The sequence below is a fragment of the Bacillus sp. FSL R9-9834 genome (genome assembly GCF_038006905.1).
Taxonomy (GTDB): Bacteria; Bacillota; Bacilli; order Bacillales; family Bacillaceae_G; genus Bacillus_A; species Bacillus_A pacificus.
Window position 1 is genome coordinate 312,501 of sequence record NZ_JBBOWD010000001.1, and the last position, 15,881, is coordinate 328,381.

The following is a 15,881-nucleotide window of genomic DNA, read 5'->3' on the forward strand; positions in this document are numbered from 1 at the left end:
GGTGGGATACCGCCCTGACTGTATTGAAATTCTAACCTACGGGTCTTATCGACCCGGGAGACAGTGTCAGGTGGGCAGTTTGACTGGGGCGGTCGCCTCCTAAAGTGTAACGGAGGCGCCCAAAGGTTCCCTCAGAATGGTTGGAAATCATTCGTAGAGTGCAAAGGCATAAGGGAGCTTGACTGCGAGACCTACAAGTCGAGCAGGGACGAAAGTCGGGCTTAGTGATCCGGTGGTTCCGCATGGAAGGGCCATCGCTCAACGGATAAAAGCTACCCCGGGGATAACAGGCTTATCTCCCCCAAGAGTCCACATCGACGGGGAGGTTTGGCACCTCGATGTCGGCTCATCGCATCCTGGGGCTGTAGTCGGTCCCAAGGGTTGGGCTGTTCGCCCATTAAAGCGGTACGCGAGCTGGGTTCAGAACGTCGTGAGACAGTTCGGTCCCTATCCGTCGTGGGCGTAGGAAATTTGAGAGGAGCTGTCCTTAGTACGAGAGGACCGGGATGGACGCACCGCTGGTGTACCAGTTGTTCTGCCAAGGGCATAGCTGGGTAGCTATGTGCGGAAGGGATAAGTGCTGAAAGCATCTAAGCATGAAGCCCCCCTCAAGATGAGATTTCCCATAGCGTAAGCTAGTAAGATCCCTGAAAGATGATCAGGTTGATAGGTTCGAGGTGGAAGCATGGTGACATGTGGAGCTGACGAATACTAATAGATCGAGGACTTAACCATATAATATGAAGCAATGTTATCTAGTTTTGAAGGAATATGCCTTCATAGTTTGGTGATGATGGCAGAGAGGTCACACCCGTTCCCATACCGAACACGGAAGTTAAGCTCTCTAGCGCCGATGGTAGTTGGGACCTTGTCCCTGTGAGAGTAGGACGTCGCCAAGCAAAAACCTAAGTCGTTTCGACTTAGGTTTTTTTGTGTTTATTTTTATATATCAAATGTCATAATTCATATATTTAGTAATCTTAATGAGAGAAAAGAATGAAAATGAGGCTATTGAGGGTAATAGTAATGATTTTTTGCTTTTCAGGCTTTCTAAGTGCTCCCAAACAATCCTTATGATAGGAACTGTTATTTCTTTATACAAACCGTTTTGTGTATGGTAGATCTCTAGAAATATATATTCTAATTGCTTATCCTTCTTGCATATAGTTACAATTATTCTTTTGAATATAACTAAAACACGAACGTTATTGGTGAGTAATAAAAAAACATTCGATTATTTGTTGACATTGTTTATGAAATATTGTTAATATAGCCATAGAAAGAATAATATATAAGACCTCATATAATCGCGGGGATATGGCCTGCAAGTCTCTACCTAACGACCGTTATTCGTTAGACTATGAGGGAAAGTCACTCGGTATTTTTCTATTCACAAGGGATACGTATGCCTGAGTAGAGCGCTTTCTCTCATAGTAAAAGAGAAACTGTTCTATTTCAGGCTTTTTTTATTTGAATCGGGGGGATTCTAATATGAAATCACTAGTTGGAGTCATAATGGGAAGCACGTCAGACTGGGAAACAATGAAATATGCTTGTGACATTTTAGATGAATTAAATATACCGTATGAGAAAAAAGTTGTATCCGCTCATCGGACTCCGGATTATATGTTTGAATATGCAGAGACGGCTCGTGAACGTGGATTGAAAGTTATTATTGCTGGAGCTGGTGGAGCAGCACATTTACCAGGAATGGTTGCAGCGAAGACGAATCTTCCTGTAATCGGAGTTCCAGTTCAATCAAAAGCGTTAAACGGCTTAGATTCATTATTATCCATCGTCCAAATGCCAGGAGGGGTTCCAGTTGCAACTGTTGCAATTGGTAAGGCTGGTTCAACAAATGCTGGTTTACTTGCTGCACAAATACTTGGATCATTCCATGATGACATATATGATGCATTAGAATTGAGAAGAGAAGCAATTGAAAAAGATGTGCGCGAAGGTAGTGAGCTAGTATGACGAGAATCATTTTACCTGGAAAAACAATCGGTATTATTGGAGGCGGCCAGCTAGGAAGAATGATGGCATTGGCGGCTAAGGAGATGGGATATAAAATTGCTGTTTTAGATCCTACAAAAAACTCACCATGTGCACAAGTTGCTGATATTGAAATTGTTGCATCATATGACGATTTAAAAGCAATTCAGCATTTAGCAGAGATCAGTGATGTTGTCACATATGAATTTGAGAATATTGATTATAGATGTTTACAATGGCTTGAAAAACATGCTTACTTACCGCAAGGCAGTCAGTTGTTAAGTAAAACGCAAAATCGTTTTACAGAAAAGAATGCGATTGAGAAAGCAGGGTTACCAGTAGCAACGTATAGAGTAGTTCAAAATCAAGGTCAGCTTACTGAAGCAATCGCTGAGTTATCATATCCTTCCGTCTTAAAAACGACGACAGGCGGATATGATGGGAAAGGGCAAGTTGTTTTAAGAAGTGAGGCTGACGTTGATACAGCGCGAGAGCTTGCGAATGCGGCAGAGTGTATTTTAGAGAAATGGGTGCCTTTTGAAAAAGAAGTATCAGTTATTGTCATTCGTAGTGTAAGTGGTGAAACGAAAGTATTTCCGGTAGCGGAAAATATTCATGTAAATAACATTTTGCATGAATCCATCGTTCCAGCTCGCATTACAGAAGAACTTTCTCAAAAAGCTATTGCTTATGCAAAAGTGCTTGCGGATGAACTAGAACTTGTGGGAACACTAGCGGTAGAGATGTTTGCTACAGCTGATGGTGAGATTTACATTAATGAATTAGCACCAAGACCTCACAATTCAGGACACTATACACAGGATGCATGTGAAACGAGTCAATTCGGCCAACATATTCGAGCAATCTGTAATTTACCTCTTGGAGAAACAAATTTGTTAAAACCAGTTGTCATGGTAAACATTTTAGGCGAACATATAGAAGGGGTCCTAAGACAAGTGAATAGATTAACCGGGTGCTATTTACACTTGTATGGAAAAGAAGAAGCAAAAGCGCAGCGAAAAATGGGGCATGTTAATATTTTAAATGATAATATTGAAGTCGCTCTAGAAAAAGCGAAGAGTTTGCATATTTGGGACCATCAAGAACAACTGTTGGAGGGAAAAAGATGATTAGTCGTTATACACGCCCAGAAATGGGTGCAATTTGGACGGAAGAGAACAAATTTAAAGCGTGGTTAGAAGTTGAGATTTTAGCTTGTGAAGCATGGGCTGAGCTTGGCGATATTCCGAAAGAAGATGTTAAAAAAATTCGTGAGCATGCATCATTTGATATTGATCGTATTTATGAGATTGAAAAAGAGACACGTCATGACGTAGTTGCATTCACTCGTGCTGTATCAGAAACACCAGCATTAGGCGAGGAACGTAAATGGATTCATTACGGTTTAACATCTACAGACGTAGTAGATACAGCGTTATCTTACATTTTAAAACAAGCGAATGAAATCATATTAAAAGACTTAGAAAACTTTGTAAGTATTTTAGCTAACAAAGCGAAAGAGCATAAATACACGATCATGATGGGAAGAACACACGGTGTTCATGCAGAACCAACAACATTCGGTTTAAAACTTGGTCTTTGGTATGAAGAAATGAAACGTAACGTAGAGCGTTTCAAACAAGCTGCTAATACAGTTCGTGTTGGTAAATTATCTGGTGCGGTTGGTACATATGCAAATATCGATCCATTCGTAGAAAAGTATGTTTGTGAAAACTTAGGATTAGAAGCAGCACCAATTTCAACACAAACATTGCAACGTGATCGCCATGCACATTACATGTCAACACTTGCATTAATCGCAACGTCTATCGAAAAGATGGCAGTTGAGATTCGTGGTTTACAAAAGAGTGAAACACGTGAAGTTGAAGAAGCTTTCGCCAAAGGTCAAAAAGGTTCTTCTGCAATGCCGCATAAGCGTAATCCAATTGGATCTGAAAATATGACTGGTTTAGCTCGTGTTATCCGCGGTTATATGATGACAGCTTATGAGAATGTTCCATTATGGCATGAGCGTGATATTTCTCACTCTTCAGCAGAACGCGTAATTTTACCAGATGCTACAATCGCGTTAAATTACATGCTAAACCGCTTTGGTAATATTGTTAAAAACTTAACTGTATACCCAGAGAATATGAAACGTAATATGACAAGAACATACGGCTTAATTTATTCTCAGCGCGTAATGCTTACGTTAATTGACAAAGGTATGGTGCGTGAAGAAGCTTACGATATCGTACAACCTAAAGCAATGGAAGCTTGGGAAACACAAGTACAATTTAAAGAGCTTGTAGAAGCTGATGAGCGTATTACGAGCAAGTTAACACAAGAAGAAATTAATGAATGCTTCAACTATGAGCATCATATGCAACACGTTGATACAATCTTTGAACGCCTTGGATTAAACGAAGCGTAAAATTTCATATGGCACAGAATAGAGTCATTCTGTGCCATTCTTTATAAAAACATTATTCACATTTTTCAAACTACAGGGGGCTTGCGAAATGCAAAAGCTAGAATTGCTGTATGAAGGTAAGGCAAAAAGAATTTATCGTACAGAATCAGCAGATATGGTTTGGGTAGAGTACAAAGATAGTGCGACTGCTTTCAATGGGGAGAAAAAAGAGACGATTACAGGAAAAGGTCGTTTGAACAATGAGATTACAACTTTATTGTTCAGAAAGTTACAAGAAGTAGGAATTAAAACACACTTTGTTGAGAAGCTATCTGAAACAGAACAACTTGTTAAAAAAGTGAGTATTATTCCTTTAGAAGTTGTCACAAGAAATGTAATTGCAGGAAGTCTTTCAAAACGATTAGGAATGGAAGAGGGAACTGTACTTGCAGAACCAATCGTAGAATTTTACTTCAAAGATGATGATTTAGGAGATCCGCTTGTAACGGAAGATCATATTCGTGTATTAAACGTTGCATCGCCAGAGCAAGTAAGCGTATTACGAGATATGGCTCTACAAATCAATCAAGTGTTGATTGATCATTTCGCAAGCTGTCGTGTAAGATTAGTAGATTTCAAATTAGAGTTTGGTGTAACGGATGAAGGAGAAATCATTTTAGCAGATGAAATTTCACCAGATACTTGCCGTTTATGGGATGAAACGAGCAATGAGAAGTTTGATAAAGACGTATTCCGTCGTGATCTTGGAAATTTAACAGATGCTTATGAAGAGATTTTAAAACGTTTAGGGGGAATTTCACATGTATAAAGTTAAGGTATATGTAACATTAAGAGAAAGCGTATTAGATCCACAAGGAACAGCAGTAAAAGGAGCACTTCATAGCCTTTCATTCACAGAAGTACAAGATGTTCGAATTGGAAAGTACATGGAACTAACAATTGATAAATCGGTAACTGACTTAGATAGCAAGGTAAAGGAAATGTGTGAAAAACTATTAGCAAACGTTGTAATGGAAGACTTCCGTTATGAAGTTGAGGAGGTTGTCGCACAGTGAAATTTGCCGTAATAGTATTTCCAGGTTCGAACTGTGATGTCGATATGTTCCATGCAATTAAAGATGAGCTTGGCGAAGAAGTAGATTACGTTTGGCACGATACAGAGAATTTAGATGAATATGATGCAATTCTACTACCAGGTGGTTTCTCTTATGGTGACTACTTACGCTGCGGTGCTATTTCTCGCTTTGCGAATGCAATGAAAGCAGTACAGAAAGCTGCTGAGCAAGGAAAGCCAATTTTAGGTGTATGTAATGGATTCCAGATTCTTGTTGAATCAGGATTATTACCAGGAGCATTAATGAGAAATGAAAACTTAAAATTTATGTGTCGAACAGTTCAGTTACGTGTTGAAAATAATGAAACAATGTTTACATCACAATATGAAAAAGATGAAGTAATCAATATTCCAATTGCACATGGTGAGGGGAATTACTATTGTGATGAAGAGACTCTTAAACAATTAGAAGAGAATAATCAAATCGCATTCCGTTACGTAGAAAACCCGAACGGAAGCGTTTCAGATATTGCTGGTATTGTAAACGAAAAAGGAAATGTACTGGGTATGATGCCACACCCAGAGCGTGCTGTAGATGAATTACTTGGCGGTGCTGAAGGGTTAAAAGTCTTTCAATCTATCTTAAAACAGTGGAGGGAAACATATGTCGTTAATGCTTGAACCAAATCCAACACAAATTAAAGAAGAGCGCATATATGCGGAAATGGGGCTAACAGACGAAGAGTTCGCCATGGTTGAAAAGATTTTAGGCCGTCTGCCAAATTATACAGAAACAGGATTATTCTCTGTTATGTGGTCTGAACATTGTAGTTATAAAAATTCAAAACCAGTACTTCGAAAATTCCCAACAACAGGTGAGCGCGTCTTGCAAGGGCCTGGGGAAGGTGCTGGAATTGTGGACATCGGTGATAATCAAGCGGTTGTATTTAAAATGGAAAGTCATAACCACCCTTCTGCTATTGAACCATATCAAGGAGCAGCAACAGGTGTTGGCGGTATTATTCGTGACGTATTCTCTATGGGAGCACGTCCAGTAGCTCTATTAAACTCACTTCGATTTGGAGAATTACAATCACCACGTGTGAAATACTTATTCGAAGAAGTAGTAGCAGGAATTGCGGGATACGGTAACTGTATCGGTATTCCGACTGTTGGCGGCGAAGTACAGTTTGATCCATGTTATGAAGGAAATCCACTTGTAAATGCAATGTGCGTAGGCTTAATTAACCACGAAGACATTAAAAAAGGGCAAGCGCACGGTGCTGGAAACACAGTAATGTACGTAGGAGCATCAACTGGTCGTGATGGTATCCACGGTGCTACATTCGCATCTGAAGAGTTATCTGAAAGCTCAGAAGCGAAGCGTCCAGCAGTTCAAGTAGGAGATCCATTTATGGAGAAACTTCTTATTGAAGCTTGTTTAGAACTTATTCAATCGGATGCACTTGTTGGAATTCAAGATATGGGTGCAGCTGGTTTAACATCATCTTCTGCAGAAATGGCAAGTAAAGCAGGAATGGGTATTGAAATGTACTTAGATGATGTACCACAACGAGAAACAGGAATGACACCATATGAAATGATGCTATCTGAATCACAAGAGCGTATGTTAATTGTTGTGAAAAAAGGTAGAGAGCAAGAGATAGTAGATTTATTTGAGAAGTATGGTCTTGCAGCCGTTACGATGGGGAAAGTAACGGAAGACAAAATGCTTCGTTTATTCCATAAAGGTGAAATGGTAGCTGAAGTACCAGCGGATGCTCTTGCAGAAGAAGCGCCAATTTATCATAAACCATCACAAGAAGCAGCATACTTTGCTGAATTCCAGCAGATGAAAATGGAAACACCAAAAGTAGAAAATTATAAAGAAACGTTATTCGCTCTATTACAACAACCGACGATTGCAAGTAAAGAGTGGGTTTATGATCAATATGATTATCAAGTTCGCACAAGCACAGTTGTTACACCGGGTTCAGATGCAGCAGTTGTACGTGTACGCGGTACAGAAAAAGGATTAGCAATGACGACAGATTGTAACTCTCGCTACATTTATTTAGATCCAGAAATGGGCGGTAAAATTGCAGTAGCAGAGGCAGCACGTAATATCGTATGTTCTGGAGGAGAGCCACTTGCAATTACAGATTGCTTAAACTTCGGTAATCCAGAGAAACCAGAAATCTTCTGGCAAATTGAGAAATCAGTAGATGGTATGAGTGAAGCTTGTCGCACATTACAAACACCAGTTATAGGCGGAAACGTATCAATGTATAACGAACGTAGTGGTGAAGCGGTATATCCAACACCGACAGTTGGGATGGTCGGACTAGTACATGACTTAAAACATGTAACAACACAAGAGTTTAAGCAAGCTGGCGATTTAGTTTATGTTATCGGAGAGACGAAAGCTGAGTTTGGTGGAAGTGAATTACAGAAAATGCTTCACGGCAAAATTTTCGGCCAATCACCAAGTATCGATCTAGACGTAGAATTAAAACGTCAAAAACAAGTATTAGCAGCAATTCAAGCTGGCCTTGTTCAATCTGCACATGACGTTGCTGAAGGTGGTTTAGCAGTTGCGATTTCAGAAAGTGCAATTGGTGCTAACGGCTTAGGTGCTACTGTGAAATTAGACGGGGAAGCAACAGCGGCATTATTTGCGGAATCACAATCTCGCTTCGTGATAACTGTAAAACGTGAAAATAAAGAAGCGTTCGAGAAAGCGGTAGAAGCAATTCAAGTTGGAGAAGTAACAAATACAAATGAAGTGACAATTCATAATGAAGAAAATGAAGTGTTACTTACAGCAAATGTAGATGAAATGAGAAAGGCTTGGAAAGGGGCAATCCCATGCTTGCTGAAATAAAGGGGTTAAACGAAGAATGTGGCGTTTTCGGAATTTGGGGGCATGAAAATGCGGCACAAGTTTCATACTACGGATTGCACAGTTTACAGCACCGTGGACAAGAAGGCGCAGGCATTGTCGTAAATAATGGAGAAAAAATCGTCGGTCACAAGGGGTTAGGCTTAATATCAGAAGTGTTTTCAAGAGGAGAGCTAGAAGGATTGAACGGAAAATCAGCAATCGGACACGTACGATACGCGACGGCTGGTGGAAGTGAAGTGGCTAACGTTCAACCATTACTATTCCGTTTTTCTGATCATAGTATGGCATTAGCTCATAACGGGAATTTAATTAATGCAAAAATGCTTCGTCGTGAATTAGAGGCAGAGGGAAGTATTTTTCAAACAAGTTCAGATACAGAAGTACTTTTACATCTTATTAAACGTAGTACGAAAGATTCGTTAATTGAAAGTGTAAAAGAAGCTCTAAATAAAGTGAAAGGTGCGTTTGCATATCTTTTACTAACTGGAAATGAAATGATTGTTGCGCTAGATCCAAATGGATTCCGTCCCCTTTCAATTGGAATGATGGGAGATGCTTACGTTGTAGCATCAGAAACATGTGCTTTTGATGTAGTAGGTGCAACATACATTCGTGATGTAGAACCGGGTGAATTACTTATCATTAATGATGATGGAATTCACGTAGATCGTTTTACAAATGATGTAGAACATGCAATTTGCAGTATGGAATACATTTACTTCGCGCGCCCAGATTCAAATATCGCTGGTGTTAATGTCCATGCAGCACGTAAAAACATGGGGAAACGGTTGGCGGCAGAAGCTCCTATTGAAGCTGATGTTGTTACTGGTGTACCAGACTCTAGCATTTCAGCAGCAATTGGTTATGCGGAGGCGACAGGTATTCCATATGAGTTAGGATTAATTAAAAATCGTTACGTTGGACGTACGTTTATTCAACCTTCTCAGGAACTGCGAGAGCAAGGGGTTAAGATGAAGCTTTCAGCAGTAAGAGGTGTAGTTGAAGGAAAACGAGTTGTTATGATTGATGATTCTATCGTACGAGGAACAACGAGTAAACGAATTGTTCGTATGCTTCGCGAGGCTGGAGCGACAGAAGTTCACGTAAGAATAGCTTCACCACCTTTGAAATATCCATGTTTCTATGGCATTGATATTCAAACGAGAAAAGAATTAATTGCAGCAAATCATACGGTAGAAGAAATTCGTGAAATGATCGGTGCAGACTCATTAACATTTTTAAGTGAAGATGGATTAGTAGATGCAATTGGACGTCCATATGAAGGGAAATACGGTGGCCTATGTATGGCGTACTTCAACGGAGATTATCCAACAGCTCTTTATGATTATGAGCAAGAGCTTTTAGAAAGTATGAAATAAGAAGAAAAAAGCTTCTACTTCTTTTTGATGTAGAAGCTAGCTTCTTTCTTAAAACGGCCCGCACAGGATAGGGAGAAATTAAAAGACGAGGTGTAGATAACGATGGCGAATGCATATAAGCAAGCAGGAGTAGATATTGAAGCTGGATATGAAGCGGTATCTCGCATGAAAAAACACGTACAAACAACAATGAGAAAAGAAGTACTAGGCGGTTTAGGCGGTTTTGGAGGTATGTTTGACCTATCAAAATTTGCATTAGAAGAACCTGTATTAGTATCTGGAACAGATGGCGTGGGAACGAAATTGATGCTCGCTTTTATGGCAGATAAACATGACACAATTGGTATTGATGCGGTAGCAATGTGTGTAAATGATATTGTTGTCCAAGGAGCAGAGCCGCTTTTCTTCCTTGATTATATTGCTTGTGGTAAAGCTGAACCTAGTAAAATTGAAAACATCGTCAAAGGTATATCAGAGGGCTGTCGCCAAGCAGGTTGTGCTTTAATTGGTGGAGAAACAGCTGAAATGCCAGGAATGTATTCTACAGAAGAATACGATTTAGCTGGTTTTACAGTTGGGATCGTTGATAAAAAGAAAATTGTAACAGGTGAAAAAATTGAAGCTGGTCACGTATTAATTGGCTTAGCATCTAGCGGTATTCATAGTAACGGTTATTCTTTAGTACGAAAAGTATTACTAGAAGATGGAGAACTATCTTTAGATCGCATTTACGGACGCTTAGAGCTACCTCTTGGTGAAGAATTATTAAAACCAACGAAAATTTATGTCAAACCTATTTTAGAACTATTGAAGAAATATGAAGTATACGGTATGGCACATATTACAGGTGGCGGATTCATTGAAAATATTCCACGTATGTTACCAGAAGAAATCGGTGCAGAAATTGAATTAGGATCTTGGGAAATTCAGCCGATCTTTAGTTTACTTCAAGAAGTTGGCAAGCTGGAAGAGAAAGAAATGTTCAATATTTTTAACATGGGTATTGGTATGGTAGTAGCGGTGAAGGAAGAAGATGCAAAAGATGTTGTTCGTCTTCTTGAAGAGCAAGGAGAAACTGCTCGTATTATTGGACGCACTGTACAAGGAGCTGGCGTTACTTTTAATGGAGGCACAGCGCTATGAGTAGATTAGCAGTTTTTGCTTCTGGAAGCGGATCTAACTTTCAATCTCTCGTTAATGCAGTAGAAGAAAAAAGATTGGATGCAGAAATTAGTTTATTAGTATGTGATAAACCAGAAGCACGCGCTGTTGGGCGAGCACATTATCATCATATCCCGTGTTTCGCTTTTTCAGCGAAAGCATATGAGTCAAAAGAAGCGTTTGAAAAAGAGATATTAAAGAAGCTAGAAGAGTATGAAATTGATTATGTTATTTTAGCTGGATATATGCGTTTAATTGGACCAACTTTACTAGAAGCTTACGGCGGAAGGATTATTAATATTCATCCATCACTATTACCGAGTTTTCCAGGGAAAGATGCTGTTGGTCAAGCGTTAGAAGCAGGTGTGAAAGTAACTGGAGTAACGATTCATTATGTAGACGCAGGTATGGATACAGGGCCAATTATTGCACAAGAAGCAGTAGTTGTTTCTGAAGGGGATACGAGAGAAAGCTTACAAAAGAAAATTCAACAAGTTGAACATAAATTATACGTAAATACAGTGAATCAAATTGTTCAATCTACGAAAGAACCAACTGTTAACTAACATACAACCAGGGGTGAAGGGTAAATGAAAAAGCGTGCATTAGTAAGTGTTTCAGATAAAACAGGAGTAGTAGAATTTGTTAAAGGTTTACTAGAACAAGGAATCGAAGTTATATCAACAGGCGGTACAAAAAAATTACTAGAAGAAAACGGCTTACAAGTAATCGGTATTTCTGAAGTAACTGGTTTCCCAGAAATTATGGATGGTCGTGTGAAAACATTACATCCAAATATTCATGGTGGTCTATTAGCAGTTCGCGATAATGAAACGCATGTAGCACAAATGAATGAGTTAGGTATAGAGCCAATTGATTTTGTTGTCGTTAACTTATACCCATTCAAAGAAACAATCGCTAAGCCTGATGTAACATTTGCTGATGCAATTGAAAATATTGATATTGGTGGCCCAACAATGATTCGCTCTGCTGCGAAAAATCACAAATTTGTATCGGTAATTGTAGATCCAGTAGATTACGATGTTGTATTAGCAGAACTGGAAGAGAACGGTGAAGTAAAAGAAGAAACGAAACGTAAATTAGCAGCGAAAGTATTCCGCCATACAGCAGCATATGATGCGTTAATCTCTAACTACTTAACAGAGCAAATGGGTGAAGAAAGCCCAGAAACATTAACTGTGACATTTGAGAAAAAGCAAGACTTACGTTATGGCGAGAACCCACATCAAAAGGCAACTTTCTATAAAGCGCCATTCGCAGCAACTTCTTCTGTTGCATACGCAGAACAATTACATGGTAAAGAATTATCATATAACAATATTAATGATGCAGATGCAGCACTTAGCATTGTAAAAGAATTTACAGAACCAGCAGTAGTAGCAGTAAAACATATGAATCCATGTGGTGTTGGAGTAGGAACTGATATTCATGAAGCATACACACGTGCTTATGAAGCGGATCCAGTATCAATCTTTGGAGGGATTATTGCAGCGAATCGTGAGATTGACAAATCTACAGCTGAAAAGTTACATGAAATTTTCTTAGAAATTATTATTGCACCTTCTTTCTCAAAAGAAGCTTTAGAAGTGTTGCAAAGTAAGAAAAACTTACGTTTACTAACTGTAAATATTGAAAAATCGACAAGTGCGAGCAAAAAACTAACTTCTGTACAAGGCGGACTTCTTGTTCAAGAGGAAGATACGTTATCATTAGATGAAAGTACAATTTCAATTCCAACAAAACGTGAACCTTCAGAGCAAGAATGGAAAGATTTAAAACTAGCTTGGAAAGTTGTAAAACATGTGAAGTCAAATGCAATTGTTTTAGCGAAAGATGATATGACAATTGGTGTCGGTGCGGGACAGATGAACCGTGTAGGTTCTGCAAAAATTGCAATTACACAAGCTGGTGAAAAAGCACAAGGTAGCGCGCTTGCATCTGATGCTTTCTTCCCAATGCCAGATACATTAGAAGAAGCAGCAAAAGCAGGAATTACAGCAATCATTCAACCAGGCGGATCGATCCGTGATGAAGATTCTATTAAAGTGGCGGATACGTATGGGATTGCGATGGTGTTCACTGGCGTACGTCATTTCAAACACTAATAGAGGATGTTTAAAAAGTCCGGTTAAGATAACCTTCGCATGTCGTCGTTGCATTGCCAGTGCGGTACTCATGTAGGAAAACTACACTCCGTGTCCTCCTGGCAAATGCGCCTCGACCTGCTCGGTTCTCTTAATCCTCCTTTTTAAACTTTGATTGATATGGATGTTTAAAAGTCCGGTTAAGATAACCTTCGCATGTCGTCGTTGCATTGCCAGTGCGGTACTCATGTAGGGAAACTACACTCCGTGTCCTCCTGGCAAATGCGCCTCGACCTGCTCGGTTCTCTTGATCCTCCTTTTTAAACTTACAGTGATATGAAAACAAACTAGGAGCATAGCTTCTAGTTTGTACTTATTTAAGTATTGGGGGATGAAATATGAATGTTTTAGTAATTGGACGCGGTGGGCGTGAGCATGCTTTAGCTTGGAAGTTTGCACAATCTACAAAAGTGAAAAAGGTGTATGTAGCACCGGGCAATGAAGGTATGCGAGATGTTGCAACACCAGTTGATATTGATGAAAATGATTTTGATGCATTAGTTTTATTTGCTAAAGAGAATAAGGTGGAATTAACTTTCGTTGGACCAGAAATTCCGCTTATGAATGGAATTGTGGATCGTTTTACAGAAGAGGGACTTCGCGTATTTGGTCCGAATAAAGCGGCTGCTGTTATTGAAGGTAGTAAAGCTTTTACGAAAGAATTGATGAAAAAATATAATATTCCAACTGCGGCATATGAAACTTTTACAGATTATGAAGAAGCGGTACAGTACATTCAAAAAGTTGGTGCACCAATTGTTATTAAGGCAGATGGATTAGCTGCTGGTAAAGGTGTAACAGTAGCGATGACGCTTGAAGAAGCATTACAGGCTGTGAAGGAAATGCTACAAGATGTAAAGTTCGGTGAAGCAAGTAAGAAGGTTGTTATTGAAGAGTTCTTAGATGGACAAGAATTTTCATTAATGGCATTTGTGAATGGAACAAATGTGCATCCGATGGTAATCGCGCAAGATCATAAACGAGCTTTTGATGGAGATAAAGGTCCAAATACAGGTGGAATGGGTGCATATTCTCCAGTACCACAAATTCCGGAATCAGTAGTTCAAGAGGCGATAAAAAATGTATTGCATCCAACTGCTAAAGCGATGATTGCAGAAAATCGATCGTTTACAGGGATTTTATATGCGGGACTTATTTTAACAAATGATGGTCCAAAGGTAATTGAGTTTAATGCTCGCTTTGGTGATCCTGAAACGGAAGTTGTATTACCACGCCTAGAAAATGATTTAGTTGATGTATGTAATGCTGTATTAGATGAGAGTGAACTAACGTTACAATGGTCAGAAGAAGCAGTTATTGGTGTTGTACTTGCTTCGAAAGGATATCCAGAAGTATATAAAAAAGGTGACATTATTAACGGGTTAGATGCATTGCAAGATGTAATTGTGTTTCATTCAGGTACAACGATGAAACATGGTGATTTTGTAACAAACGGTGGTCGTGTACTATTTGTTGCTTGTAAGGCGAATAGTTTACAAGAAGCGAAAGATAAGGTGTATAAAGAAATCGGTAAAATTGAGAGTGATGGTCTATTTTACCGAAGTGATATAGGATATCGTGCAATTGGGCATGAGATGATGAGAAGCTAATATGTAAAAAATCTCGCTGAGAAATCAGCGAGATTTTTTATACATCTTTATCTTTTTTCAATTTCCCTTTTTGCTTTGCCATTTCTCGAAGTAAATACTCGATGTGTGCATTGACGCTACGAAACTCATCATTCGCCCATTTTTCGATGACTGCGTGTAATTCAGGATCAATACGTAATGGAAAGCTTTTCTTTTTAGCCATAGTGATTTACAACCTTTTAGTATAGGCTTCCTGTATTAATAACTGGTTGCGCACCTTTATCTGAAACGATGGCAACTAATAGGTTGTTCACCATATTCGCTTTACGCTCGTCATCTAATTCAAGTACGCCTTCTTCATCTAACATATGGATTGAATCTTTTGCCATCTTCACAGCACCTTCAACAATCTCTTTTCTAGCAGCTAATACTGCTTTTGCTTGTTGGCGTTGTAGCATTGCATGGGCAATTTCTGTTGCATAAGCTAAATGTGTTAAACGAGTTTCTAACACTTCTACGCCAGCAATTTCAAGGCGTGCTTCTAATTCACGTTTTAATTCTTCAGAGATTTCTTCAGTATTTCCACGTAACGTAATGCAAGTTTCATCTTGGAAATTATCATAAGGATATTTCGTTGCAACGTGGCGGATTGCCGTTTCGCTTTGAATTTCTACAAATCGATCATAATGTTCAACGCCGAACATCGCTTTTGCAGAATCAACAACTTTATAGACGATAACAGCTGCAATTTCAATTGGATTTCCGTCAACATCATTTACTTTTAATTTCTTACTATTAAAGTTCTCAACACGTAATGATACAGTTTGACGGAACGCGAACGGAATCGTTAAAAATAAACCGTTTTGACGAATTGTTCCTAAATAATTACCGAAAAACGTAATGACTTTTGCTTGATTTGGTTGAACAATACCAATACCTGTAGCAAGAACTGCAGCTAAAATAATAGTTAATGCTGCTCCTATGAAAATTTCTTGCACGAGGAAAAATACACCGATAGCGGCTAAAATCAAAATTCCAATAATCCCAAGAAAACCATTAACATAAAACACTTGTTTTTCTTTCATATGATCGCCTCCTGATATAAAAATGATATCACTTTTATATCATTTTAAGCAAGAGGTGTACACCTAATTTTCTGAATTTTATTGATTATGTATATTTTAATGTTCGAAATAAGA

14 protein-coding genes, 2 rRNA genes and 1 riboswitch (1 of these 17 only partly in view) are annotated in these 15,881 nt (G+C 38.9%); of the genes, 14 read left to right on the top strand and 2 right to left on the bottom strand.

All coding sequences use genetic code 11. From position 1 onward, the window contains the following. From MKY00_RS01695 to purD, 14 genes are all read left to right on the top strand, one after another. Positions 1 to 735 (top strand): 23S ribosomal RNA (locus MKY00_RS01695); it begins 2,187 nt to the left of the window's first position. 48 nt (positions 736 to 783) lie between these two features. Further along, positions 784 to 899, top strand: a 5S ribosomal RNA gene (gene rrf / locus MKY00_RS01700). Positions 900 to 1,279: 380 nt separating this feature from the next. Then, positions 1,280 to 1,381: riboswitch (purine riboswitch) on the top strand. A 110-nt stretch (positions 1,382 to 1,491) separates the two neighbouring features. After that, on the top strand, positions 1,492 to 1,977 hold the full coding sequence (purE, locus tag MKY00_RS01705) for a 5-(carboxyamino)imidazole ribonucleotide mutase (RefSeq protein ID WP_000839371.1): 486 nt from the start codon (positions 1,492 to 1,494) through the stop codon (positions 1,975 to 1,977). Continuing rightward, positions 1,974 to 3,125, top strand: a complete 1,152-nt coding sequence (gene purK / locus MKY00_RS01710; protein ID WP_000196805.1) for a 5-(carboxyamino)imidazole ribonucleotide synthase — start codon at positions 1,974 to 1,976, stop codon at positions 3,123 to 3,125. The genes purE and purK overlap by 4 nt, the downstream gene beginning before the upstream one ends. Beyond that, complete coding sequence (purB, locus tag MKY00_RS01715; RefSeq protein ID WP_000625677.1) at positions 3,122 to 4,429, top strand: adenylosuccinate lyase; 1,308 nt, start codon at positions 3,122 to 3,124, stop codon at positions 4,427 to 4,429. The genes purK and purB overlap by 4 nt, the downstream gene beginning before the upstream one ends. A gap of 88 nt (positions 4,430 to 4,517) precedes the next feature. Further along, positions 4,518 to 5,237 (top strand): phosphoribosylaminoimidazolesuccinocarboxamide synthase, encoded by a 720-nt coding sequence (gene purC, locus MKY00_RS01720; RefSeq protein WP_001170542.1) that lies wholly within the window; start codon positions 4,518 to 4,520, stop codon positions 5,235 to 5,237. Further along, positions 5,230 to 5,484 carry a phosphoribosylformylglycinamidine synthase subunit PurS gene (gene purS / locus MKY00_RS01725; protein WP_000278826.1) on the top strand — a complete coding sequence of 85 codons (255 nt, stop codon included), beginning with the start codon at positions 5,230 to 5,232 and terminating at the stop codon, positions 5,482 to 5,484. The genes purC and purS overlap by 8 nt, the downstream gene beginning before the upstream one ends. Continuing rightward, positions 5,481 to 6,164: a phosphoribosylformylglycinamidine synthase subunit PurQ gene (purQ, locus tag MKY00_RS01730; RefSeq protein WP_000666779.1), complete on the top strand. Its 684-nt coding sequence runs from the start codon at positions 5,481 to 5,483 to the stop codon at positions 6,162 to 6,164. Before purS ends, purQ begins: the two co-directional genes overlap by 4 nt. Next, a complete protein-coding gene (purL, locus tag MKY00_RS01735; protein ID WP_000055587.1) occupies positions 6,148 to 8,367 on the top strand; it encodes a phosphoribosylformylglycinamidine synthase II in 2,220 nt (739 codons plus the stop codon). The genes purQ and purL overlap by 17 nt, the downstream gene beginning before the upstream one ends. Then, a complete protein-coding gene (purF, locus tag MKY00_RS01740; protein WP_016716316.1) occupies positions 8,352 to 9,767 on the top strand; it encodes an amidophosphoribosyltransferase in 1,416 nt (471 codons plus the stop codon). Before purL ends, purF begins: the two co-directional genes overlap by 16 nt. Positions 9,768 to 9,869: 102 nt before the next feature. After that, positions 9,870 to 10,910, top strand: a complete 1,041-nt coding sequence (gene purM, locus MKY00_RS01745; RefSeq protein ID WP_001262431.1) for a phosphoribosylformylglycinamidine cyclo-ligase — start codon at positions 9,870 to 9,872, stop codon at positions 10,908 to 10,910. After that, positions 10,907 to 11,494 carry a phosphoribosylglycinamide formyltransferase gene (gene purN / locus MKY00_RS01750; protein WP_000088580.1) on the top strand — a complete coding sequence of 196 codons (588 nt, stop codon included), beginning with the start codon at positions 10,907 to 10,909 and terminating at the stop codon, positions 11,492 to 11,494. Before purM ends, purN begins: the two co-directional genes overlap by 4 nt. 24 nt (positions 11,495 to 11,518) lie before the next feature. Then, positions 11,519 to 13,054, top strand: coding sequence for a bifunctional phosphoribosylaminoimidazolecarboxamide formyltransferase/IMP cyclohydrolase (gene purH, locus MKY00_RS01755; protein WP_016716317.1), 1,536 nt, complete (start codon positions 11,519 to 11,521; stop codon positions 13,052 to 13,054). A gap of 377 nt (positions 13,055 to 13,431) precedes the next feature. Further along, positions 13,432 to 14,703, top strand: coding sequence for a phosphoribosylamine--glycine ligase (gene purD, locus MKY00_RS01760; RefSeq protein WP_016716318.1), 1,272 nt, complete (start codon positions 13,432 to 13,434; stop codon positions 14,701 to 14,703). Between the two features lie 37 nt (positions 14,704 to 14,740). Here the strand turns inward: purD and MKY00_RS01765 are convergent, their stop codons facing one another. Together MKY00_RS01765 and MKY00_RS01770 are read right to left on the bottom strand one after the other, a co-directional pair. Beyond that, positions 14,741 to 14,905: a toxin-antitoxin system HicB family antitoxin gene (locus tag MKY00_RS01765; protein ID WP_001085173.1), complete on the bottom strand. Its 165-nt coding sequence runs from the start codon at positions 14,903 to 14,905 to the stop codon at positions 14,741 to 14,743. Between the two features lie 16 nt (positions 14,906 to 14,921). Next, the gene (locus MKY00_RS01770) at positions 14,922 to 15,767 is read right to left on the bottom strand and encodes an SPFH domain-containing protein (RefSeq protein ID WP_000660683.1); all 846 of its coding nucleotides are present in this window, start codon (positions 15,765 to 15,767) and stop codon (positions 14,922 to 14,924) included. Between the last annotated feature and the right edge of the window lie 114 nt (positions 15,768 to 15,881).

Coding starts and splice junctions, on each gene's coding strand:
- purE (WP_000839371.1), top strand. CDS start 1,492: ATGAAATCACTAGTTGGAGTCATAATGGGAAGCACGTCAGACTGGGAA.
- purK (WP_000196805.1), top strand. CDS start 1,974: ATGACGAGAATCATTTTACCTGGAAAAACAATCGGTATTATTGGAGGC.
- purB (WP_000625677.1), top strand. CDS start 3,122: ATGATTAGTCGTTATACACGCCCAGAAATGGGTGCAATTTGGACGGAA.
- purC (WP_001170542.1), top strand. CDS start 4,518: ATGCAAAAGCTAGAATTGCTGTATGAAGGTAAGGCAAAAAGAATTTAT.
- purS (WP_000278826.1), top strand. CDS start 5,230: ATGTATAAAGTTAAGGTATATGTAACATTAAGAGAAAGCGTATTAGAT.
- purL (WP_000055587.1), top strand. CDS start 6,148: ATGTCGTTAATGCTTGAACCAAATCCAACACAAATTAAAGAAGAGCGC.
- purF (WP_016716316.1), top strand. CDS start 8,352: ATGCTTGCTGAAATAAAGGGGTTAAACGAAGAATGTGGCGTTTTCGGA.
- purM (WP_001262431.1), top strand. CDS start 9,870: ATGGCGAATGCATATAAGCAAGCAGGAGTAGATATTGAAGCTGGATAT.
- purN (WP_000088580.1), top strand. CDS start 10,907: ATGAGTAGATTAGCAGTTTTTGCTTCTGGAAGCGGATCTAACTTTCAA.
- purH (WP_016716317.1), top strand. CDS start 11,519: ATGAAAAAGCGTGCATTAGTAAGTGTTTCAGATAAAACAGGAGTAGTA.
- purD (WP_016716318.1), top strand. CDS start 13,432: ATGAATGTTTTAGTAATTGGACGCGGTGGGCGTGAGCATGCTTTAGCT.
- MKY00_RS01765 (WP_001085173.1), bottom strand. CDS start 14,905: ATGGCTAAAAAGAAAAGCTTTCCATTACGTATTGATCCTGAATTACAC.
- MKY00_RS01770 (WP_000660683.1), bottom strand. CDS start 15,767: ATGAAAGAAAAACAAGTGTTTTATGTTAATGGTTTTCTTGGGATTATT.